We start from the raw sequence: 18,337 nt of genomic DNA, 5'->3' as shown, positions 1-18,337 counted from the left end.
AGTTGCTGCCATTTTTAGTTCTGAGCAGTATTTGTCAAAATTAATAAAGTCTTAACTAAAATCATCAATCAGAAACACAAAAAGCTCTTTAGGTCCGTGCGCACCTAAAACCAAAGTTTTTTCGATATCGGCAGTTCTGCTTGGGCCTGTAATGTTGCTGATCATTGATGGGATTTGATTGCCATATTTATTCTTCAATAACAGAAAAGCATCTTTAAGATCTAAAACCAACTGACTGGTTTTGGCGATCACGATGTGATGATGTGGAAAGATACTAAGCCTTCTTCCTGCAGCACCCTGGTTCGTTACCATTACACTTCCATTACGGGCAATTAAGGCTTCGCAAAGGGTAATGCCTACCTCGGCCTGTTCAAAATCTTTATCAGTTTGGTAAAAGGGAAATTCGTATTTGCTTAAAAACTGTTGAAGTTCTGGTTCCCAGCAGTATATTTTTCGCCATTTAAACTTGTCGGCCAACTGTAGCATGTTTTCAAAAAAATCGATCCCGTCTTCGCAGAAGATAAAGTTGCCAGATATAGCGGTGAGCTGTTCGGCAAATAATACCTCTAGCTCATCTGTATTTTTTTTATACAATTGACTTTCTTCTAAATTAGGATAAGGGTTTTCGCGCTTCTCTAATAGTGCTTTCCTTATCTTTTTTAGTATTTGTTCTTTCGCTGTCGTATTATCCTTCATTATAAAAAAAAGCTACCCTAATAATTAAACTAGGGTAGCAAATGTAATAATAGAAATTATTTATTTATGCTTCTACCGGAGTAATATGTCCGGGAGTTCCGCTTTCTCCTTGGTTTTCGAATAATCGTTTACCAAAAATCACTTCTAAATCGTCTTTAAATAAAACTTCTTTTTCGATCAGGATATCGGCCAATTGGATCAATTTATCTTTATTTTCTTCTAATAAACTAATTGCTCTTTGGTACTGGCCTTCAATTAATGCCGAAATTTCTTTGTCGATAGTTAAAGCGGTATCCTCTGAATATGGTTTAGAGAAATTATACTCATTCTGACCAGATGAATCATAATAAGTAATGTTTCCTAATTTATCGTTCAAACCATAAATGGTAACCATTGCTCTGGCTTGTTTGTTCACTTTCTCTAAATCGCTAAGTGCACCGGTAGAAATGGTATCGAACATCACTTTTTCAGCTGCCCTACCACCCATAGTTGCACACATTTCATCAAGCATTTGGTGAGGACGAACAATTAAGCGCTCTTCTGGTAAATACCAGGCCGCACCTAAGCTCTGTCCACGTGGAACAATGGTAACCTTAACTAAAGGCGCCGCATGTTCTAACAACCAGCTTACTGTGGCGTGACCAGCCTCGTGGATCGCAATAGCGCGTTTTTCGGCTGGTGTAATGATTTTGTTTTTCTTTTCTAAACCACCTACAATTCTATCAACTGCATCTAAGAAATCTTGTTTATCAACTGCCGATTTATTTTTACGGGCAGCAATTAATGCCGCTTCGTTACAAACATTTGCAATGTCTGCTCCTGAGAACCCAGGCGTTTGTTTTGCTAAAAATTCCGTATCAAGCTCTTCTGATTTTTTAAGTGGAGTGATGTGAACTTCGAAAATTTGTTTACGCTCGATAACATCCGGTAAATCAACATAAATCTGTCTGTCGAACCTACCCGCCCTTAATAAGGCCTTATCTAAAACATCAGCACGGTTAGTAGCGGCTAAAATAATAACATGTGTATTTGTGCCAAAACCATCCATTTCAACTAAAAGTTGATTTAAGGTGTTTTCTCGTTCATCATTTCCACCCATTACACCGTTTTTACCACGCGCACGACCAATAGCATCAATCTCATCAATAAAAATGATACATGGCGATTTATCTTTTGCTTGTTTAAATAAGTCGCGGACACGAGATGCACCTACCCCTACAAACATCTCCACAAAATCTGATCCTGACAGCGAGAAGAAAGGAACCTGAGCCTCGCCTGCAACAGCTTTGGCCAATAAGGTTTTACCGGTGCCTGGCGAACCTACAAGTAAAGCACCTTTAGGGATCTTTCCACCTAAATCGGTATATTTTTTAGGGTTTTTTAGGAAATCTACAATTTCCATTACCTCTGTTTTTGCTTCTTCTAAACCTGCAACATCGTTGAACGTAATGTTTACCTGGCTTTCTTTATCAAATAAAGTTGCTTTTGATTTTCCGATACTGAAAATCTGACCGCCACCGCCGGCACCTCCGCCCATTCTGCGCATCATAAAAATCCAGAAACCGATTAAAAGCAACACGGGTAAAATGATACTTAAGAACCAGCTTGCTAACGGATTGCTGCGACTGGTTTTTTCTGCCAATACCCTTGGTTGGTTAGCAGGAAGGTCTTTTTGCGAATCGGCAAGTTGTTTATCAAGGCCATCCATTGTGCCGGCATTGAAATATACAACAGGGCTAGCGGTGTTATTTACACTAAAGGTACTATTGCTTTTATAGGCATCGTATAGTTTCTTTTTTTCTAAACTATCTTTTTTGATGTAAACCTCTACACGAACCAAATCGTCTGATTTATAGGCAACAACTTTTTGCACGTCGCCTTTAAGTAACATCTGTTGTTCAAACTTTTGGTAGGTAACTTCTTTACCGCCATCGGTAGTAAATAAAAACTGTGCTGCTATAATCGCAATGATAATGGCTGCATAAACCCAGAAAATATTAAATTTTGATCCTTTTTGTGGTTTTTTAGGAATATTTGGAATTCTTTTTCCTTGTTTTTCGTTGGTATTTTGATTGTCGTTCATTTGTCTTTGTCAAAATGGTTCTATAGGTTATGCGCTTTGATAATTTGTGCTTTCTGCATCCCCCCAAAGTTCTTCTATGCCATAAAAGTGGCGCTTTTCGGTTTTAAAAATGTGCACAACCACATCGAAATAATCAAGAATAATCCAATCTGCTGATTCAAAACCTTCTTTATGTCTTGGATCGGTCTGAGTGGCTTTGTATATTTCTTTTTCTACACTATCAGCAATAGCTTTTACCTGAGTACTGGAGTTGGCGCTCGCAATAATAAAGTAATCAGCCACTGAGGTATGAATATTTCTAAGATCTAACCGCACTATATCTTCTCCTTTTTTCTCCTGTATGCCGTGAACGGCTAACTCAGAAAGGTATGTAGAAAGGGCTACTATTTTCTTTTTTACCATTAAAATGCTTTAATTTTGGAATTACAATATTATAAATTCAACACTTGCAAAATAACACTTTTTCGACACTATTTGTTGGTCAAAATTTAATCAAATTAAAAGAAGTTGATTCTACTAATAACTTTTTAAAAGATTTGGTGTCAAAATCCGAGCCATTAGCCGAAGGGACTGTAATTATGGCAGATAATCAGTTTGCCGGAAGAGGACAGCAGGAAAGCGTTTGGGAAACGCAGGCAGGGAAAAATATAAGTACAAGCATTTATTTAAAACCTTCTTTTTTGCCACTTAATAAACAGTTTTATTTAAATATGGCCGTTAGTTTAGCCGTTAGTGATGCTTTATCTTGCTTTGTACCAGAAGGGGTAAAAGTAAAATGGCCTAATGATATGTATTACCAAAATAAGAAATTAGGCGGAATATTAATCGAAAATACACTGACAGGCAATTCTATTAAATCATCAGTAATTGGCATTGGTTTAAATATTAATCAATCCGAATTTTCGGATAGTATTAGCCAACGTGCTACTTCAGTCATTCAAATTTTACAAAGAGATGTGTTTTTAATGGATATTATGGATAAATTATTCATATTTATGGAAAAATACTACTTAATTTTGAGGACTGGAAAATATAGTATTTTACAAAATGATTACCTTTCAAGGCTTTACAACTTTAACATTCCAGCGTTGTATATGCAAAATGGAGCGGTTTTTGAAGGTACTATAACAGGAGTTGAAGATGATGGTAGGCTAACGGTTGATACAAAGAATGGCTTAAAAGTCTTTAATTTTAAAGAAATTGAATTTACACACACAAAATAAACACATAATGAAAAAAATCACACTAGTGCTTTCGATGGTACTTTTTACCATCGCCGGTGCATTTGCCCAAATCGAAAAACCGGTTACCTGGGCTTATTATGCAGAGAAAATTAGCAAAGATGAAGCAATTGTATATTTAAAGGCGACAATCGAGGATAGATGGCATATCTATTCGCAAAATGTGAAAGACGGTGGCCCGGTAAAAACTACATTTACTTTTGCACCTTCCAAAGATTTTAGCCTTGTTGGCAAAACAATCGAGCCAAAAGCAATTGTTAAATACGAAAGCACTTTTAAAATGAACGTAAGTTATTTCGAAAAAGCGGTAATTTTTACGCAAAAAGTAAAATTAAATAAAGGTATAACAGCTGTTAAAGGCAAGGTAGAGTTTATGGTTTGTAACGATAAACAGTGTCTTCCACCAGAAGAGGTAGAGTTTAGTATTCCAGTTAAAGATAAGAAAAAGCAATAATGATTTGAAAGCTCTCGATTCGAGAGCTTTCTTTTTTAACTAATGATTGTGTAAAACTTGTCCCTATTTTGATATAAAGCCATCATTTTGGAACGCATTAGACTAACACTAATATAAAGTCTTCAATAGTAATCATGCATATATTGAAGGACTATCCAAATGGAATAAAACACATACCGAAGCCTCCGCCAGGGCAATTTGCGTCTGATACCCAGCCACATGTGCCTGGATTTTCAGCTGTTCCACAGTGACTACCAATAGCGAGGCACTGTGAAGAGCAAGCGTCATCACTTCCTCCACTACCTACCCCACCCATTACTTTTTTCAATTGTGCTCTAGTTAGCACTTCGCCTTTCTGAAAGGCTGGTGATGTTAAAGTTAACTTTTTCATTGTTATTTTTTAAGATTTAAACTGTTATAAAGGTAAACAGACAGAGATAAATCAGCTATTTTTATGAGAATAGCTTTATGCTAAACATGAATCAATTTATTATTAATTGGAATAAATTTATTCCAATTAATAAACAAAAACAGATTAATTTTAAGTCATGAGTTTAAAATCAGAAAATCTGCGCAATGCTTTTAAAAACGAGCAAATTCTAACCCGAAACGAGTTAAAATTTATATCTGGTGAAGATATTCGCAAGTATAGAGACGAGAAGTGTTATACCCAAGCTTATGTCGCAAATGAACTAGGTATTGGGCAAAGTGCTTATCAAAAAATAGAGGCTGGCGAGGTTAAAATTTCTATCGAACGTTTAATTAAAATAGCTAACATTTTAGATAAACCCATTGAGGTTTTTATTAATGATGGAGATAAAAGTAAAAAACTGGATAATAATGATGTAAATGCAGATAAGATAACTATTTCGGCAAGAGAATTTGATTTAATGAATAAGATAATTCTTCAGCAAGAAAGACACATTATTGAATTAGAGGAGAAATTAAGAAATATAGCAGTTGAAAAGTAAACAAAATATATAAAGTCAAGCAAAAGAAACAGTTCCGAATTTTCGGGAGTGTTTCTTTTTAAAGTAAAATCTACGTGGTGTGGTGGTTTAAAAAAAATCGTTTCTAAAATTATTCTTAATTTCACGGTTTCAAAAAATACACACACAAAACACACAAATGAAAAAGGTTTTATTATTGTTGTTAATGGCTACAATGTTTATCACATTGCCAGCTGTTAAGAGTTATGCTATTGTAACACAAGATACCACAGCAACTGCTCCTCCCGATGATATTGTTTTTACCGAAGTAGGTTCTGCACAGGATAGTGCAGCCAATAGCCAGGTAAAAACGGGAAAAGATACCCTAAAAAAGGATACAGACAAAGTAGAAAAAGCTGCGGTAGCTGGTAAGGATGCCCCGAAACAATCGCTTTGGGTAACCCTTGGTTTAGGCCTTTTGGCCGGTATTGCCGCTTTTTTTCTTCCATGTATTTTTCCCATGGTTCCGCTTACTGTTGGTTTTTTTACCAAAAGAGCCGAAAGCAGAGCAAAAGGAATCAGAAGTGCCATTATTTACGGCTTATCGATCATTGTAATTTATGTTGGTTTAGGCGTAATTATTACCTTGATCTGGGGCGCCAGTGCATTAAATGAAATATCTACCGATGGATTTTTTAATATTTTCATCTTTCTTATATTGATTGTTTTTGGCGTATCATTTTTAGGAGCTTTCGAAATTACCTTACCAAGTTCCTTTGTAAATAAACTTGACGCAAAATCGGATGCTAAAGGTTTAAGCGGGATCTTTTTCATGGCAGCAACCTTAGCGGTTGTTTCCTTCTCTTGCACGGGTCCACTGATCGGAACCTCTTTAGTCGCCATTAATACCGATTTGCTAACACCTGTTGTGGTAATGTTTGGTTTCTCATTATCGCTAGCGGTAATTTTTACCATGTTTGCCATTTTCCCTAGTTTAATGACGGGATTGCCAAAATCTGGCGGATGGTTAAACTCAATTAAAGTTTTTCTTGGCTTTTTAGAGCTGGGCTTATCTTTAAAATTCCTTTCAACAGCCGATTTGGCATATCACTGGGGAATATTAGACCGTGAGATTTTCCTGGCAATCTGGATTGTACTTGCCTTCATCCTGGGCGTTTATTTACTAGGAAAAATTAAGTTCTCTCACGACAGTGACCTTCCCTATGTTTCTGTGACGAGATTATTTATTGCAACAGCAACTTTCGTATTTGCATTATATTTAGTGCCAGGACTATTCGGAGCACCTTTAAAAGGGGTAAGCGCATTGGTGCCTCCTTTGTCAACCCAGGATTTTGTAATCGGACAAGATAATGGTGGTGGCGCCAGTCAAGCCAATACTCCTAGCCACCCAAAGCGGAAATATTCAGAATTCCTGCACATTCCGCACAATATTGATGGGTTCTTCGATTACCAGGAAGCACTTGCTTATGCTAAAGAGGTGAAAAAACCGTTATTCCTTGATTTTACAGGCCATGGCTGTGTAAATTGTAGAGAAATGGAAGCCAGGGTTTGGTCTGACCCGAGAGTGCTTAAAAAATTGAAAGAAGACTATATTGTTGTGTCGCTTTATACGGATGATAAAACTGATTTACCAGTTGCTGAACAATTTGATTCTAAAATTTTAGGCACAAAAGTGAATACGGTCGGTAAAAAATTTAAACATTTGCAGGCCGAAAGATTTAATACCATTTCGCAACCATATTATGTACTTTTGGGTACTGATGAAAAAGAATTAGTTTCGCCTCCTATCGGAGTAGAATTTAATATAGATAAATATTTGCAATATCTGGACAATGGATTATCAGAATTTGCTAAGAAACAAACAAATGAATAAGATTAAGAATATTGGTGTTTTAACCTCTGGCGGAGATTCGCCAGGCATGAATGCCGCAATCAGGGCCGTAGTAAGAGCCTCAATTTATTATGATATCGAAGTAACCGGGTTTATCCGTGGGTACGAAGGGCTGATCAACAATGATTTTATCCCTATGGACCGCAAATCTGTAGCGAATATTATTCAGCGCGGAGGAACCATTTTAAAAACCGCACGCAGCGAAGCTTTCAAAACCGTTGAGGGCAGAAAAACAGCTTACGAAAATCTAAAAGCCAATGGAATTGATGCCTTGGTTGTAATTGGTGGTGATGGAACATTTACAGGCGCAAATATTTTTTCAAAAGAATTCGATTTCCCAATTGTTGGTTTGCCTGGCACTATTGATAACGATTTAGCGGGAACAGATTTTACCATTGGTTACGACTCTGCCATTAATACTGTTATCGACGCGGTGGATAGGATCAGAGATACGGCCGAATCGCACGATAGGCTTTTTATAGTGGAGGTAATGGGCCGCGACTCTGGGTTAATTGCTTTAAGAAGTGGAATTGGTGTGGGTGCCGAAGCCATTATGATTCCGGAAGCAAACATGAATGCAAACGACATTTTGCATAAACTGGAGCATAGCCGTAAAGATAAAGCCTCGAAAATTATTATCGTTGCCGAAGGTGACGATACCGGTGGCGCATTTAAGGTTGGCGAAATTCTGCAGGAAAAATACCCGCATTACGATACTAAAGTTTCAGTTTTAGGGCACATTCAGCGTGGTGGAAAACCGACCTGTATGGATCGTGTGCTGGCCAGTAGATTAGGTGTTGCTGCTGTAGAAGGTTTAATTAATGGCGAAAGCGGTGTGATGGCTGGCCAGATTAACCGTGAAATTGTTTTTACGCCCTTTGATCATGCCATTAAACACATTAATGCTGAAAAAGTGAGTTCTAAATGGCTTAAATTAATCGATATACTTTCGTTTTAATCAAAAACAGGATATAAAAAGAAAAGTCTTTCCCGCACCGGAAAGACTTTCTTGTTTTTGCTTAGTTTTCGCAATAAGCAATTTCTTAATCTTCTAAAATAACAGCAGTACCATTGGCACTCACCATTAACATGCTGCCCCCGCTGCCTACAGTTTCATAATCTAAATCTACACCAACAATTGCGTTTGCACCTAATGCGGCTGCGTATTGTTGCATTTCATTAACTGCTGTATCTTTTCCCTCTCTTAAAACGCGTTCGTAAGAACTCGATCTGCCCCCTACTATATCTGTTATGCCAGCAAATAAATCTTTAAAAATATTTGCACCAATAATGGTTTCTCCGGTAACAAGACCTATATATTTTACAATTTTTCTGCCCTCAACTGAAGGCGTTGTGGTTACTAACATAGTTTCAGTTTTAATAATTAGAACAAATTTTTTTAGAAATGTTACATTTTTTTAGAAAAGCCCATTTTAGATTTTCTAAAAAGGGCTTTTACTCCCAAAACCAAAAAAAGATGAGGCTCCGAAAATAAATTTATGTAATCGCTAATGCTTTTGCATCACTATTTAAAATTACCATTATGAGACCATCTAAAATCTTACTCACCCTTCCCCTATTATTGGCCATGTTTTTTGTTCAGGCGCAAATGCCAGTCTTAAAAGTACAGCAGGCCGAAACCAATGAGCAAAAAGAGGCAGTTAAACTTAAAAAGTTAAATATTGATGTGCAGATTACGGGAAATGTGGCCACAACGGTAATGACAATGACCTTCCACAATAACAGTAACCGCATTTTAGAAGGCGAACTAACATTCCCTATGCCTGAAGGGGTAAGCATTAGCCGTTATGCTTTAGATATAAACGGAAAGATGCGCGAAGCCGTTCCAGTAGAAAAAGCAAAAGCAACGGAGGTTTTCGAAAGTATTGAGCGCCGTAGGATAGATCCGGGATTGTTGGAAAAAGTTGAAGGAAATAATTTCCGTACCAGGATTTATCCCCTACCTGCAAATGGCAGCAGAACCATAATTGTAGGTTATGAAGAAGAGTTAAGTTTTAATAATAAGAATGTTTTAAAGTATCATTTGCCATTAGATTATAACCAGGCCATTGAAAAATTTTCGTTAAAAACTACCGTTTTCGAAAGCATCATAAAACCAGAACTTGGTGAACAGCCAGACGGCAGTTTTGATTTAAAAGCCAATGGAAATACCTATGTTGGACAGATCGATAAAACCAACTATCAGCCTAAAAACGGTTTGACTATTAATCTTCCAAAACGAAATGATCTGACTGAAGTGCAAATGCAAAAAGCATCAACAGGTTATTATTTTCTGGTTAATGTTTTTCCTAAAACTGAAAGCCGTCAAAAGCAATGGGCGAACCAAATTGGTTTAATCTGGGATACATCTTTAAGTGGTCTGCAGCGCAATAACGAGAAGGAAATAGAACTGTTGGATTTAATCATCAGGCAAAAACAAAATTTAACCATACAGTTGGGCTTAGTTAATAATGGTTTTAAAAACGCAGGAACTTTTGTCATCTCAAATGGTAACTGGACACAGTTAAAAGATAAACTGAAGAATCTGGTGTATGATGGGGGAACAAATTTCAGCGCCATAAACACTAAAAGCCTGCAGGCCGACGAATATATTTTATTTACTGATGGACTTTCGACATTCGGAAAAAATACGGTCAGCTTAAATAAACCGGTTCATTGTATCAACACAGCGTTTAAAGCTGATTATAGCACCTTGAAATTTATCAGTATGAAAACTGGCGGACAATTTGTAAACCTCAATTCCACTTCGGTTGCCGAGGCTTTTAAACAATTGAACCAGCACAACCTTCAGTTTTTAGGGATTAAAAATGGAACAGATGTAAGGCAGACTTATCCTTCAATGAAAGTAAATGTAAACGGACATTTCTCTTTAGCCGGTATTATGAATGCGTTTAATACGGAATTTACGTTGCAGTTTGGTTTTGGAAATACTGTTATTTCAGAACAAATTGTTCGGTTAAATGCTACGGAGCATACTTTGAGCAGCATTGATGTTAGCCGTGTTTGGGCACAGAAGAAAATTGCTGAAATGGACATTCAGTATGAAGATAATAAGGATGATATTAGTGTTTTGAGCAAACAGTTTGGCATTGTTACCCGTAATACCAGCCTCATCGTGTTAGAAAATCTTGATGATTACCTGCGTTATGATATTGTACCTCCTGTTGAATTGCAACAGGCCTACAATGCGGTTTTAAAGCAGCGCAGAACTGCAATTCTGGAACGTAAGCAGGATTTAATCAATGCTGCGATAGCCATGACCAAAGAACTGAAAACCTGGTGGAATACCGATTTCTACTATAAAGAACCAGGGAAAAAGAAAGAGAGATATCCTGATCCAGGGCAAAGGGATGTACATGGAGATCCTGCAGGTAATATTGCAATTTCTGATCCAGTTGGGGAAGGAAGAAGAAGCGCACTTGTTGCTGAGCAAATACGCGAGAGAAGAAGAGCAGAATCGGCAAGTCAGATGAGAATGCCCGCTGCGGCTGCGAAGCAGGAATTGGCCGCTAGCGAAAACAACGCCCTTAATGAAGTTGTGGTCGTGGGATACGGTACTCAGCGAAAATCATCCGTTATAGGCTCAGCAGTAACCATTAGTGGAAAAGTTTTACAACGAGGTTCATCAAATGAAATAATGAGTCCGTCGCAGGGAAAATTAGCGGGGCTTAATGTTACACGATCCACAGGAACGGTAGAAACCCAGCCCGCCATCGTTATCCCCGAATTTAAAAGTGATAAAGATTATATGAAAAACCTGGTTGGAAAACCAGACAGTGCTTATCAGGCTTATTTGAAAATGCGCTCGAAATACGTTTCAACACCAATGTTTTATTTTGATGTGGCCAATTGGTTTTATCAGCAGAAAGATAGTGTTAAGGCACTCACCATTTTAAGTAATATTGCCGATCTGGACCTCGAAAATGCCGATTTATATAAAACATTGGCCTATAAATTAAAGCAGACCGGAAATTATAAAGATGAACTTTTTATTACGCAGAAGGTTTTGCAATGGAGGCCTATGGATGCGCAGAGTTACCGCGATTATGCTTTGGCACTAGCAGATAACGGGCAATACCAGGCTGCACTTGATCATTTATATAAGGTACTCACCCAAAGTTATAATAGTCAGATTGCCGATCGAGATCAAGGAATCGAGGAGATTGTGATATCCGAAATCAATAACCTGATTGCAAAACATAACAATAGCTTAAGTACCAAAGGGATTGATAAAAGGTTAATCCAGCCTTTGCCAGTAGATGTGCGCGTGGTGCTCAACTGGAATAAAAATGATACGGATATCGATCTGTGGCTAACCGACCCAACTGGTGAAAAAGGGTTTTATGGAAATTCAAGAACAAAAATAGGCGGCAGGATCAGCAACGATTTTACTTCAGGTTATGGTCCCGAACAATTTATGATTAAAAAAGCAATAAAGGGAAAATATAAAATCGAAGTCAATTATTACGGAGATCGGCAGATTAACATTAGCGGACCAACAACCGTAACTGCCGAGATTTATACCCGATATGCCACAGGTAAACAACAAAGAAAAGTAATTGTATTGCCTATGGCGGCTGGAAGTAGTGGCGGAAACCTGGTAGGCGAATTTAATTTTTAGGATTATATTGATTAATTGCATTCATGGGCGTCGACTTAAGTCGACCCCTATGAATAATATTATAGCAACAAATCAGCTACTTCTTCCCATGTATCTACGCGCTCATATTCTGTTAGAAGCAAATTATGTGGCGATGTAAATAATAAAGGGCGGCCAGCAAAATTGACAAAGTTTTTAGTGCGGTCGTCGATTATAATATCAACATTCACAATTTTATTTCCGCAGAACATAATGTGCTGCCAATCGATGAAAGGAAAATGTTCGGCCATCCAGTCGTACTTATCAACTAATGAATTTCGGAACTCCATCGCCGCCGAAACAATATAAACATCATATTTCTCCTGTAAGGCCTTAATTACGCGTTGACTATCTTCGATAACTTCAAGATCTCGGAAAAAACCAGGTTCATTGATGTATTCGAACCATTTCTGGTTAATCTCTTGCGGGACATGGTGATAGATTTCGTTTCCGGCATCAATTTTTAAATCTAAAGGAATGTTAAAATCCCGGTTATATAGTTTAATAAATTTTCCAAGGGCATCGGCAATTACCTCGTCCATATCAATCGCAATTCTTTCCATTTGTACCTGCAAATATTTCGGCGCAAATATCCTGAAAACAAAGAAATTAAACTATGTTTTTAATTTACAGTATTTTAGTTATCTTTGCAGCCCCGCAGCATGAAGCTCCGGGAACTATGTTGAATACATAAATACAAAAAGAAATGGCAACTAAAATCAGATTGCAAAGATTCGGTAAAAAAGGAAAACCTTTTTTCCACGTTGTGGTAGCAGATTCTCGCTCTCCACGTGATGGTAAATTTATTGAGCGTTTAGGTTCTTACAACCCAAACACCAATCCTGCAACCATCGAAATTAACTTCGAAAAAACTTTAGCGTGGGTAAACAGTGGTGCACAACCAACTGATACTGCTCGTGCTATCCTTTCTTACAAAGGTGTTTTGTACAAAAAACACTTAGAAGGTGGTGTTAAAAAAGGAGCTTTAACTCAAGAACAGGCAGATGAAAAATTTGCAGCTTGGTTAGATGCTAAAGCAGGTAAAATTTCTGGTAAATCAGAAGGTTTAGCTACTTCTAAAGCGGATGCGCGTAAAGCGGCATTAGCAGCAGAAGCTAAGAAAAAAGAAGATAAAGCAGCAGCTATCGCAGCTAAAAATGCACCAGTTGCAGAAGAAGTTGTTGAAGAAGAGGTTACTGAAGAAGCACCAGCTGTTGAAGCTGAAGCAACTGAAGAGGCTCCTGCAGCAGAAGCTACTAAAGAAGAAGGAGCAGAATAATTTTAATTATTTTGTCTCATAAAATAGCGTTCCGGATATTCGGAACGCTATTTTTTTAACTAAAAATGTCATCCTGAGGCACGAAGGATCTGTCTCATCATTAGCAGATCCTTCGTGCCTCAGGATGACAAATACAATTATATGAAACACGAAGAAGCATTTTATATTGGTTACGTTACCAAAACGAGGGGTTTAAAGGGAGAAGTTCAGGTATTTTTCGAATTTGATGAATACGAACAACTCGAATTTGATGTGGTATTTGCCGATATGAATGGAAAGCTTGTTCCATATTTCGTGGCTTCGGCAAAACTACAGGCCAATAAAACCGGCTATTTTAACTTTGATGATGCAGATCATATTGATAAAGTGCAGCCGCTATTAAAAAAGAAGCTATACCTGCCCCTATCACAAATGCCCGAACGCGAAGAAGGAGAATTTTTCTATACCGATTTTAAAGGCTATTTAGCAATAGATGAAACCTTGGGCGAATTGGGCGAAATTTTGGAAGTAAACGAATATCCGCAGCAATTTGTGGCTACAGTGATGTATAAAGAAACCGAAATCCTGTTCCCGCTAAATGAAGATTTTATTGTAGAATACGATGAGGATGAAAAAACATTAACCCTCGATTTACCTGAAGGTTTGCTGGATGTTTATCTGGGAGGTTAAAATAATCAAAAATATTTTCTTGTTTTTGCTATTGCTAAGTGTGTTTTTGTAAAAAAAACAATCTTTTAGTAAAAAATACTTGACATTAATATCAAAAATACTTAATTCAGGTTTCCAGGCGGACAATCAGTACGATTGAATCAGGAAAGTATGTCCCATCAACAGTATTGGCCTTAAAAATGGCGAAGGTTTTTGATAAACCGGTTGAGGAAATATTCGATTTAGAAGAAGGAGACTAATGATTCGCCTTCAAAAATTCTACTTCGGACTAAAGACTTCGGACTAAAGGCTTACCTTTGCACCATGCGTTTCGATATTATAACAGTTTTGCCCGCTTTATTAGAAAGTCCGTTTGCTCATTCTATTTTGCAACGTGCGCAAAAAAAAGGCATAGCCGAAATTGTTGTGCATAACCTGAGGGATTATGCAACCAACAAACAAAAAAGTGTTGACGATTACCAATATGGCGGCGGGAGCGGTATGGTAATGAGTATTGAGCCTTTTGCGGCCTGTATCGAAAAACTTCAGGCAGAAAGAGCATACGATGAGGTTATTTTCATGAGCCCCGATGGTGTTACTTTAAACCAGAGCACGGCCAACGAATTATCTATTAAAAGGAATATCATTATTTTGTGTGGCCACTACAAAGGCATAGATCAGCGTATACGGGATATCTTTGTTACGAGGGAGATATCGGTTGGTGATTATGTTTTAAGCGGTGGGGAGCTTCCTGCTGCAATTGTGGTAGATGCTGTTGTGCGTTTAATCCCTGGTGTTTTAAATGATGAAACTTCTGCCCTGTCTGATAGTTTTCAGGGAGAACTGCTTGATGCTCCTGTTTATACCCGCCCGGCAGATTGGCGTGGACATAAAGTGCCCGATGTTTTATTAAGTGGTCATGAAGCTAAGGTGAACGAATGGAGGCATGAACAAGCATTGGAGCGGACTAAAACCCGCCGTCCTGATCTTTTAGAGTAAAATTTCCTTGTAAATTATAAAGGTAAATTCTATTTTAGGAGAAACGCTTCTAGTTCCCGATAATATGCCCAAACAGATCGTTATTTGTGATGACCATTTACTTTTTTTAAACGGCATTTCTGAATTGCTTAAAAATACCGGGAACAACTATGGAATTTTTAAATTTAGCGATGCGCATTCTTGCAGAAACCATTTAATGCAAAACGTTGCTGATGTTTTCATCTGTGATTTAAATATTAACCACTTTGATGGGTTTGTATTGATCGAAGAACTCAAATCTCAATTAAAAAACACCAAAATAATTGTTCTCACTGCTTATTACGAAGATTTTCTGATTCAAAAAGCAAAGAAACTAGGTGTGAATGCTTTCCTGAAAAAGGAAACACCTGCCGAAGAGCTTATCAGTATTATCGAATCAAATAAAAACACAGCGTTTTATACCAATAAGAGTTATAAAAAAGGCGAGAGTGTGTATAGCGCCATTGATGGTTCAATTGTCAATAAATTCCGGATATCTAGACAGGAAAAAGAGATCATTAAATTAATCATCAAAGGATTAACCAGTAAGGAAATCGCTGAAGCACTCTTTATCAGCATCACAACCGTAACTACCCATCGGAAGAACATCCACCGAAAGCTGGAAATCAATAATAGCAGTTCGCTCATTAAATTTGCTCATGAGAATAATCTATTTGATTAGCTTTCTGCTATTCCCGCTACTCTCCTGGCCACAAAGCACAAACAAATCAATATCGGTAGTATCCGGCTATGCTGTAGATCAAAACTCATCGTGGACGAGCGGGATACTCCAACAACAAAAATTTCAGCCGTTTAAGCAGAATAGCAAGGTTAATATCGGCTACAACAAAGATGCGGCGGTATGGTGCAGATTTATTGTAAAAAATATAAACACTTCACAAAGTGCTAAAACATGGTTGTGTTTTAACAACAACCATATCGATAGCCTTAGCCTTTATGAAGATAGATTAATTAAAACCATTGGCGATAGAACTGTCGGTCGGAGCCCATTTATTGAAACCCTGGCATTTGAGCTTAATCTGCAGCCAGGTGAAGAAAAATTACTTTGGGTACGGGTTAAAAAAGAGACTTCCTTTTTAGATTTTTCTTATAGTTTGGAAGATCAAGCTTATTTAGAAAGCAAATCATCTCAAAAAACAGCATTGACATCTTTTTTTATCGGTATGGTATTTTTGCTGCTCATGATCAATGGGATATTGTTTTTCATGACTAAAAACAAGTTATACGGATATTACATTGGCTATTCTATACTAACCGCGTTTTACACGGCAATTACAACCAATTTCGCCAAGCACGTTTTATTTCCCGAGTTTAGGTTTTTTAGCGAGGGCCGGGTTTACACTGGAGCACTTTGGTATATTGCCCTGAGTATTTTTCTTGGATATTTTTTAAAGTTAAAAGAAAACCAGCCCGTTAAGCATAAGTTAATCATAGTGCTTGGTGGCATAAACTTTTTGTTGATTTTAATCTCTATTTCCTTATTGGTGTTTTATAAGGGTTTTGAATTTCGTTACTTTTTTGTGTTGGGCTACATCATATTCCTGGCTTCTATCGTCGTACTTTTCTGGGCGGCATTAACGCATCTAAAAATTGAAAAAACCCAGGCTATTTATGCGCTTCTTGCCTTTGCTCCGCAGTTTGTATGGGGCGCTTGCTTAATTTTAAAGACCTTTGAAATTATTCCAAAATCACTGGGCGATAATTGGATGTTGTTTATCGGTCTTTATGAAGTGTTTTTGTTCGGCTACGTTTTATCAAGAAATTACATCGATATTTTTTTGAAGAACAACGAGCTGATGCAACAGGTTATTTTCGAAAAAGAAAGCTCATTGAGGGCCATTAGTGAGGTTCAGCTACGTGAGCGGAGAAACATCGCTAACATTATTCACGATAATGTAGGGAGCAAGATTGCCCATATTATTCATCTTTTTGACATGAAGAATGCCGAGCTTGCCAGGCAAACAATAAACGAACTGGCCGAAGATATCAGAGAAATATCTCATAAAATACTGCCGAAAGCACTTGATGAAGGTGCTTTGATATCTAGTTTACAAAGCCAGATCTCAAGCCTGAACGCCGGTTTAACGGATGCAAAAATTGAACTTTTCTGTTATGATTTTCCTGATAAAATTGATGAAAAATGGATTTACGATTTATATCTTATCGCACTGGAAGTTATAAATAATGCCATTAAACATGGGGGCGCTGAGTTAATCACCATTGAACTTTATAAATATCCCAAAAATTACCATTTTCAATTTACAGATGATGGGCTCGGCTTCGATCTGCAGAAAACAAGCAAGGGCTTTGGGCTAGAAAATATCGAAAAGAGAGTAAATTACTACAAAGGTAATTTCGAAATCAGTAGTGTTAAAAACGGAGGCGCTATTATTCAGATTAATATCCCGTCCAATTGTTAGTCTGCAGCTGTTTTCGTATATTCTGTATCCGTTAGCCATGCTTTTTGCAAAAGTTTCAGTTATGGGGAGTATTTATTTAAAAGAAACGAGGGTGACCGATGAGGGGGTGAAATTGATCAGCAATGTTAAGCAGCTTAAGCATTTAACACTGATGAAGCATGAAGATATTACCAAAGCGTGTTTGCCTTATCTGAACAACCTGACCGATCTGGAATACCTCGATATCTGGAGGACGAAAATCCGCTTAGAAGATATAACGGTTTTAAAAGATTTAAAAAACCTTAAAGAACTGCATATATCGCCTCACGACGAAGGGGTGGAAGAAAGCCGGGATGCGATTTAGAAAAGATAATAAAAGCGGAAGAAACCTTGCCTAATTGTATTATTCACACTTGATATCACCAATAGGTAAATATTTTACCTCAGGATATTAAACACTAAATTTCGCCATATATTAGGGAATAAGTGCTCTCCTGATCTTTTGGAATAGAAGCATTTAACGCAATCGAATGTGGAATTCATAAAGAATGTGGAAAAAATTAAAATAGGTTTTTTTTTCTCAAAAAAAATCCCTAATATTGCAATCCGATTTTCACGGGATGAAATATCGATTTAATAGCTTAAAATCATGGATTTAGTAAAATTTGTTGAAGAGCAGGCCATCGCGAAAAAAGATTTTCCTGCGTTCAAGTCTGGCGATACAGTGAGCGTACACTATAAAATTCGCGAAGGTAATAAGGAACGTATCCAAATTTACCAAGGTGTTGTAATACAACGTAACAGTGCTGGTGCTAACGAAACTTTCACAGTTCGTAAAATGAGCAACGGTGTTGGTGTTGAGCGTATTTTCCCTTTTAGTTCTCCAAACATTGAGAAAGTAGAAGTGAATAGCTATGGTAAAGTTCGTAGAGCGAAATTGTTCTATTTACGTGCTTTAACTGGTAAAGCTGCTCGTATCAAATCTTTGAGAAAATAAT

Annotated in this window: 20 protein-coding genes; 14 read left to right on the top strand and 6 right to left on the bottom strand. The window is 37.4% G+C overall.

Annotated features, from left to right (window positions below):
- Positions 1 to 51: 51 nt before the first annotated feature.
- From AW17_RS04400 to rsfS, 3 genes are all read right to left on the bottom strand, one after another.
- Complete coding sequence (locus AW17_RS04400) at positions 52 to 696, bottom strand: LutC/YkgG family protein (RefSeq protein ID WP_029274908.1); 645 nt, start codon at positions 694 to 696, stop codon at positions 52 to 54.
- 64 nt (positions 697 to 760) lie between these two features.
- Positions 761 to 2,779: an ATP-dependent zinc metalloprotease FtsH gene (ftsH, locus tag AW17_RS04395; protein WP_051691634.1), complete on the bottom strand. Its 2,019-nt coding sequence runs from the start codon at positions 2,777 to 2,779 to the stop codon at positions 761 to 763.
- 27 nt (positions 2,780 to 2,806) lie between these two features.
- Positions 2,807 to 3,181: a ribosome silencing factor gene (gene rsfS / locus AW17_RS04390; RefSeq protein ID WP_029274906.1), complete on the bottom strand. Its 375-nt coding sequence runs from the start codon at positions 3,179 to 3,181 to the stop codon at positions 2,807 to 2,809.
- Between the two features lie 44 nt (positions 3,182 to 3,225).
- On the opposite strand from rsfS, the gene AW17_RS04385 reads away from it, so the two are divergent.
- Both AW17_RS04385 and AW17_RS04380 read left to right on the top strand, forming a co-directional pair.
- The gene (locus AW17_RS04385; RefSeq protein WP_029274905.1) at positions 3,226 to 4,002 is read left to right on the top strand and encodes a biotin--[acetyl-CoA-carboxylase] ligase; all 777 of its coding nucleotides are present in this window, start codon (positions 3,226 to 3,228) and stop codon (positions 4,000 to 4,002) included.
- A 7-nt stretch (positions 4,003 to 4,009) separates the two neighbouring features.
- The gene (locus AW17_RS04380; protein WP_029274904.1) at positions 4,010 to 4,474 is read left to right on the top strand and encodes a protein-disulfide reductase DsbD domain-containing protein; all 465 of its coding nucleotides are present in this window, start codon (positions 4,010 to 4,012) and stop codon (positions 4,472 to 4,474) included.
- Positions 4,475 to 4,625: 151 nt separating this feature from the next.
- Here the strand turns inward: AW17_RS04380 and AW17_RS04375 are convergent, their stop codons facing one another.
- Positions 4,626 to 4,865 carry a hypothetical protein gene (locus tag AW17_RS04375; RefSeq protein ID WP_029274903.1) on the bottom strand — a complete coding sequence of 80 codons (240 nt, stop codon included), beginning with the start codon at positions 4,863 to 4,865 and terminating at the stop codon, positions 4,626 to 4,628.
- Between the two features lie 157 nt (positions 4,866 to 5,022).
- Between AW17_RS04375 and AW17_RS04370 the strand changes: the two genes are divergently transcribed.
- From AW17_RS04370 to pfkA, 3 genes are all read left to right on the top strand, one after another.
- A complete protein-coding gene (locus AW17_RS04370) occupies positions 5,023 to 5,445 on the top strand; it encodes a helix-turn-helix domain-containing protein (RefSeq protein ID WP_051691633.1) in 423 nt (140 codons plus the stop codon).
- A 157-nt stretch (positions 5,446 to 5,602) separates the two neighbouring features.
- Positions 5,603 to 7,297, top strand: a complete 1,695-nt coding sequence (locus AW17_RS04365; protein WP_029274901.1) for a protein-disulfide reductase DsbD family protein — start codon at positions 5,603 to 5,605, stop codon at positions 7,295 to 7,297.
- The gene (gene pfkA / locus AW17_RS04360) at positions 7,290 to 8,273 is read left to right on the top strand and encodes a 6-phosphofructokinase (protein ID WP_029274900.1); all 984 of its coding nucleotides are present in this window, start codon (positions 7,290 to 7,292) and stop codon (positions 8,271 to 8,273) included. Before AW17_RS04365 ends, pfkA begins: the two co-directional genes overlap by 8 nt.
- Positions 8,274 to 8,358: 85 nt before the next feature.
- Here the strand turns inward: pfkA and AW17_RS04355 are convergent, their stop codons facing one another.
- Positions 8,359 to 8,682, bottom strand: a complete 324-nt coding sequence (locus tag AW17_RS04355) for a heavy metal-binding domain-containing protein (protein WP_029274899.1) — start codon at positions 8,680 to 8,682, stop codon at positions 8,359 to 8,361.
- A gap of 176 nt (positions 8,683 to 8,858) precedes the next feature.
- Between AW17_RS04355 and AW17_RS04350 the strand changes: the two genes are divergently transcribed.
- Positions 8,859 to 11,957 (top strand): VIT domain-containing protein, encoded by a 3,099-nt coding sequence (locus AW17_RS04350; protein WP_083488627.1) that lies wholly within the window; start codon positions 8,859 to 8,861, stop codon positions 11,955 to 11,957.
- Positions 11,958 to 12,016: 59 nt separating this feature from the next.
- Here the strand turns inward: AW17_RS04350 and AW17_RS04345 are convergent, their stop codons facing one another.
- Complete coding sequence (locus AW17_RS04345) at positions 12,017 to 12,538, bottom strand: 5' nucleotidase, NT5C type (RefSeq protein ID WP_029274897.1); 522 nt, start codon at positions 12,536 to 12,538, stop codon at positions 12,017 to 12,019.
- 143 nt (positions 12,539 to 12,681) lie between these two features.
- Between AW17_RS04345 and AW17_RS04340 the strand changes: the two genes are divergently transcribed.
- From AW17_RS04340 to rplS, 8 genes are all read left to right on the top strand, one after another.
- Complete coding sequence (locus AW17_RS04340; RefSeq protein ID WP_029274896.1) at positions 12,682 to 13,254, top strand: 30S ribosomal protein S16; 573 nt, start codon at positions 12,682 to 12,684, stop codon at positions 13,252 to 13,254.
- A gap of 141 nt (positions 13,255 to 13,395) precedes the next feature.
- Positions 13,396 to 13,923 carry a ribosome maturation factor RimM gene (rimM, locus tag AW17_RS04335; RefSeq protein ID WP_029274895.1) on the top strand — a complete coding sequence of 176 codons (528 nt, stop codon included), beginning with the start codon at positions 13,396 to 13,398 and terminating at the stop codon, positions 13,921 to 13,923.
- A 104-nt stretch (positions 13,924 to 14,027) separates the two neighbouring features.
- The gene (locus tag AW17_RS25340) at positions 14,028 to 14,162 is read left to right on the top strand and encodes a helix-turn-helix transcriptional regulator (RefSeq protein WP_083488629.1); all 135 of its coding nucleotides are present in this window, start codon (positions 14,028 to 14,030) and stop codon (positions 14,160 to 14,162) included.
- A gap of 64 nt (positions 14,163 to 14,226) precedes the next feature.
- Positions 14,227 to 14,901, top strand: a complete 675-nt coding sequence (trmD, locus tag AW17_RS04330) for a tRNA (guanosine(37)-N1)-methyltransferase TrmD (RefSeq protein ID WP_029274894.1) — start codon at positions 14,227 to 14,229, stop codon at positions 14,899 to 14,901.
- 64 nt (positions 14,902 to 14,965) lie between these two features.
- Positions 14,966 to 15,601: a response regulator gene (locus AW17_RS04325; protein ID WP_029274893.1), complete on the top strand. Its 636-nt coding sequence runs from the start codon at positions 14,966 to 14,968 to the stop codon at positions 15,599 to 15,601.
- The gene (locus tag AW17_RS04320; RefSeq protein WP_029274892.1) at positions 15,579 to 17,360 is read left to right on the top strand and encodes a sensor histidine kinase; all 1,782 of its coding nucleotides are present in this window, start codon (positions 15,579 to 15,581) and stop codon (positions 17,358 to 17,360) included. Before AW17_RS04325 ends, AW17_RS04320 begins: the two co-directional genes overlap by 23 nt.
- Positions 17,361 to 17,397: 37 nt before the next feature.
- A complete protein-coding gene (locus AW17_RS04315; RefSeq protein ID WP_055726082.1) occupies positions 17,398 to 17,703 on the top strand; it encodes a hypothetical protein in 306 nt (101 codons plus the stop codon).
- A 285-nt stretch (positions 17,704 to 17,988) separates the two neighbouring features.
- Entirely contained in the window at positions 17,989 to 18,336 is a 348-nt protein-coding gene (rplS, locus tag AW17_RS04310; protein WP_029274890.1) for a 50S ribosomal protein L19, read from the top strand.
- Position 18,337: the final 1 nt, after the last annotated feature.

Origin of the sequence: Pedobacter borealis DSM 19626 (genome assembly GCF_000708285.2) — a bacterium.
Taxonomy (GTDB): domain Bacteria; phylum Bacteroidota; class Bacteroidia; order Sphingobacteriales; family Sphingobacteriaceae; genus Pedobacter; species Pedobacter borealis.
This window is presented reverse-complemented; position numbering and strand designations above follow the sequence as displayed.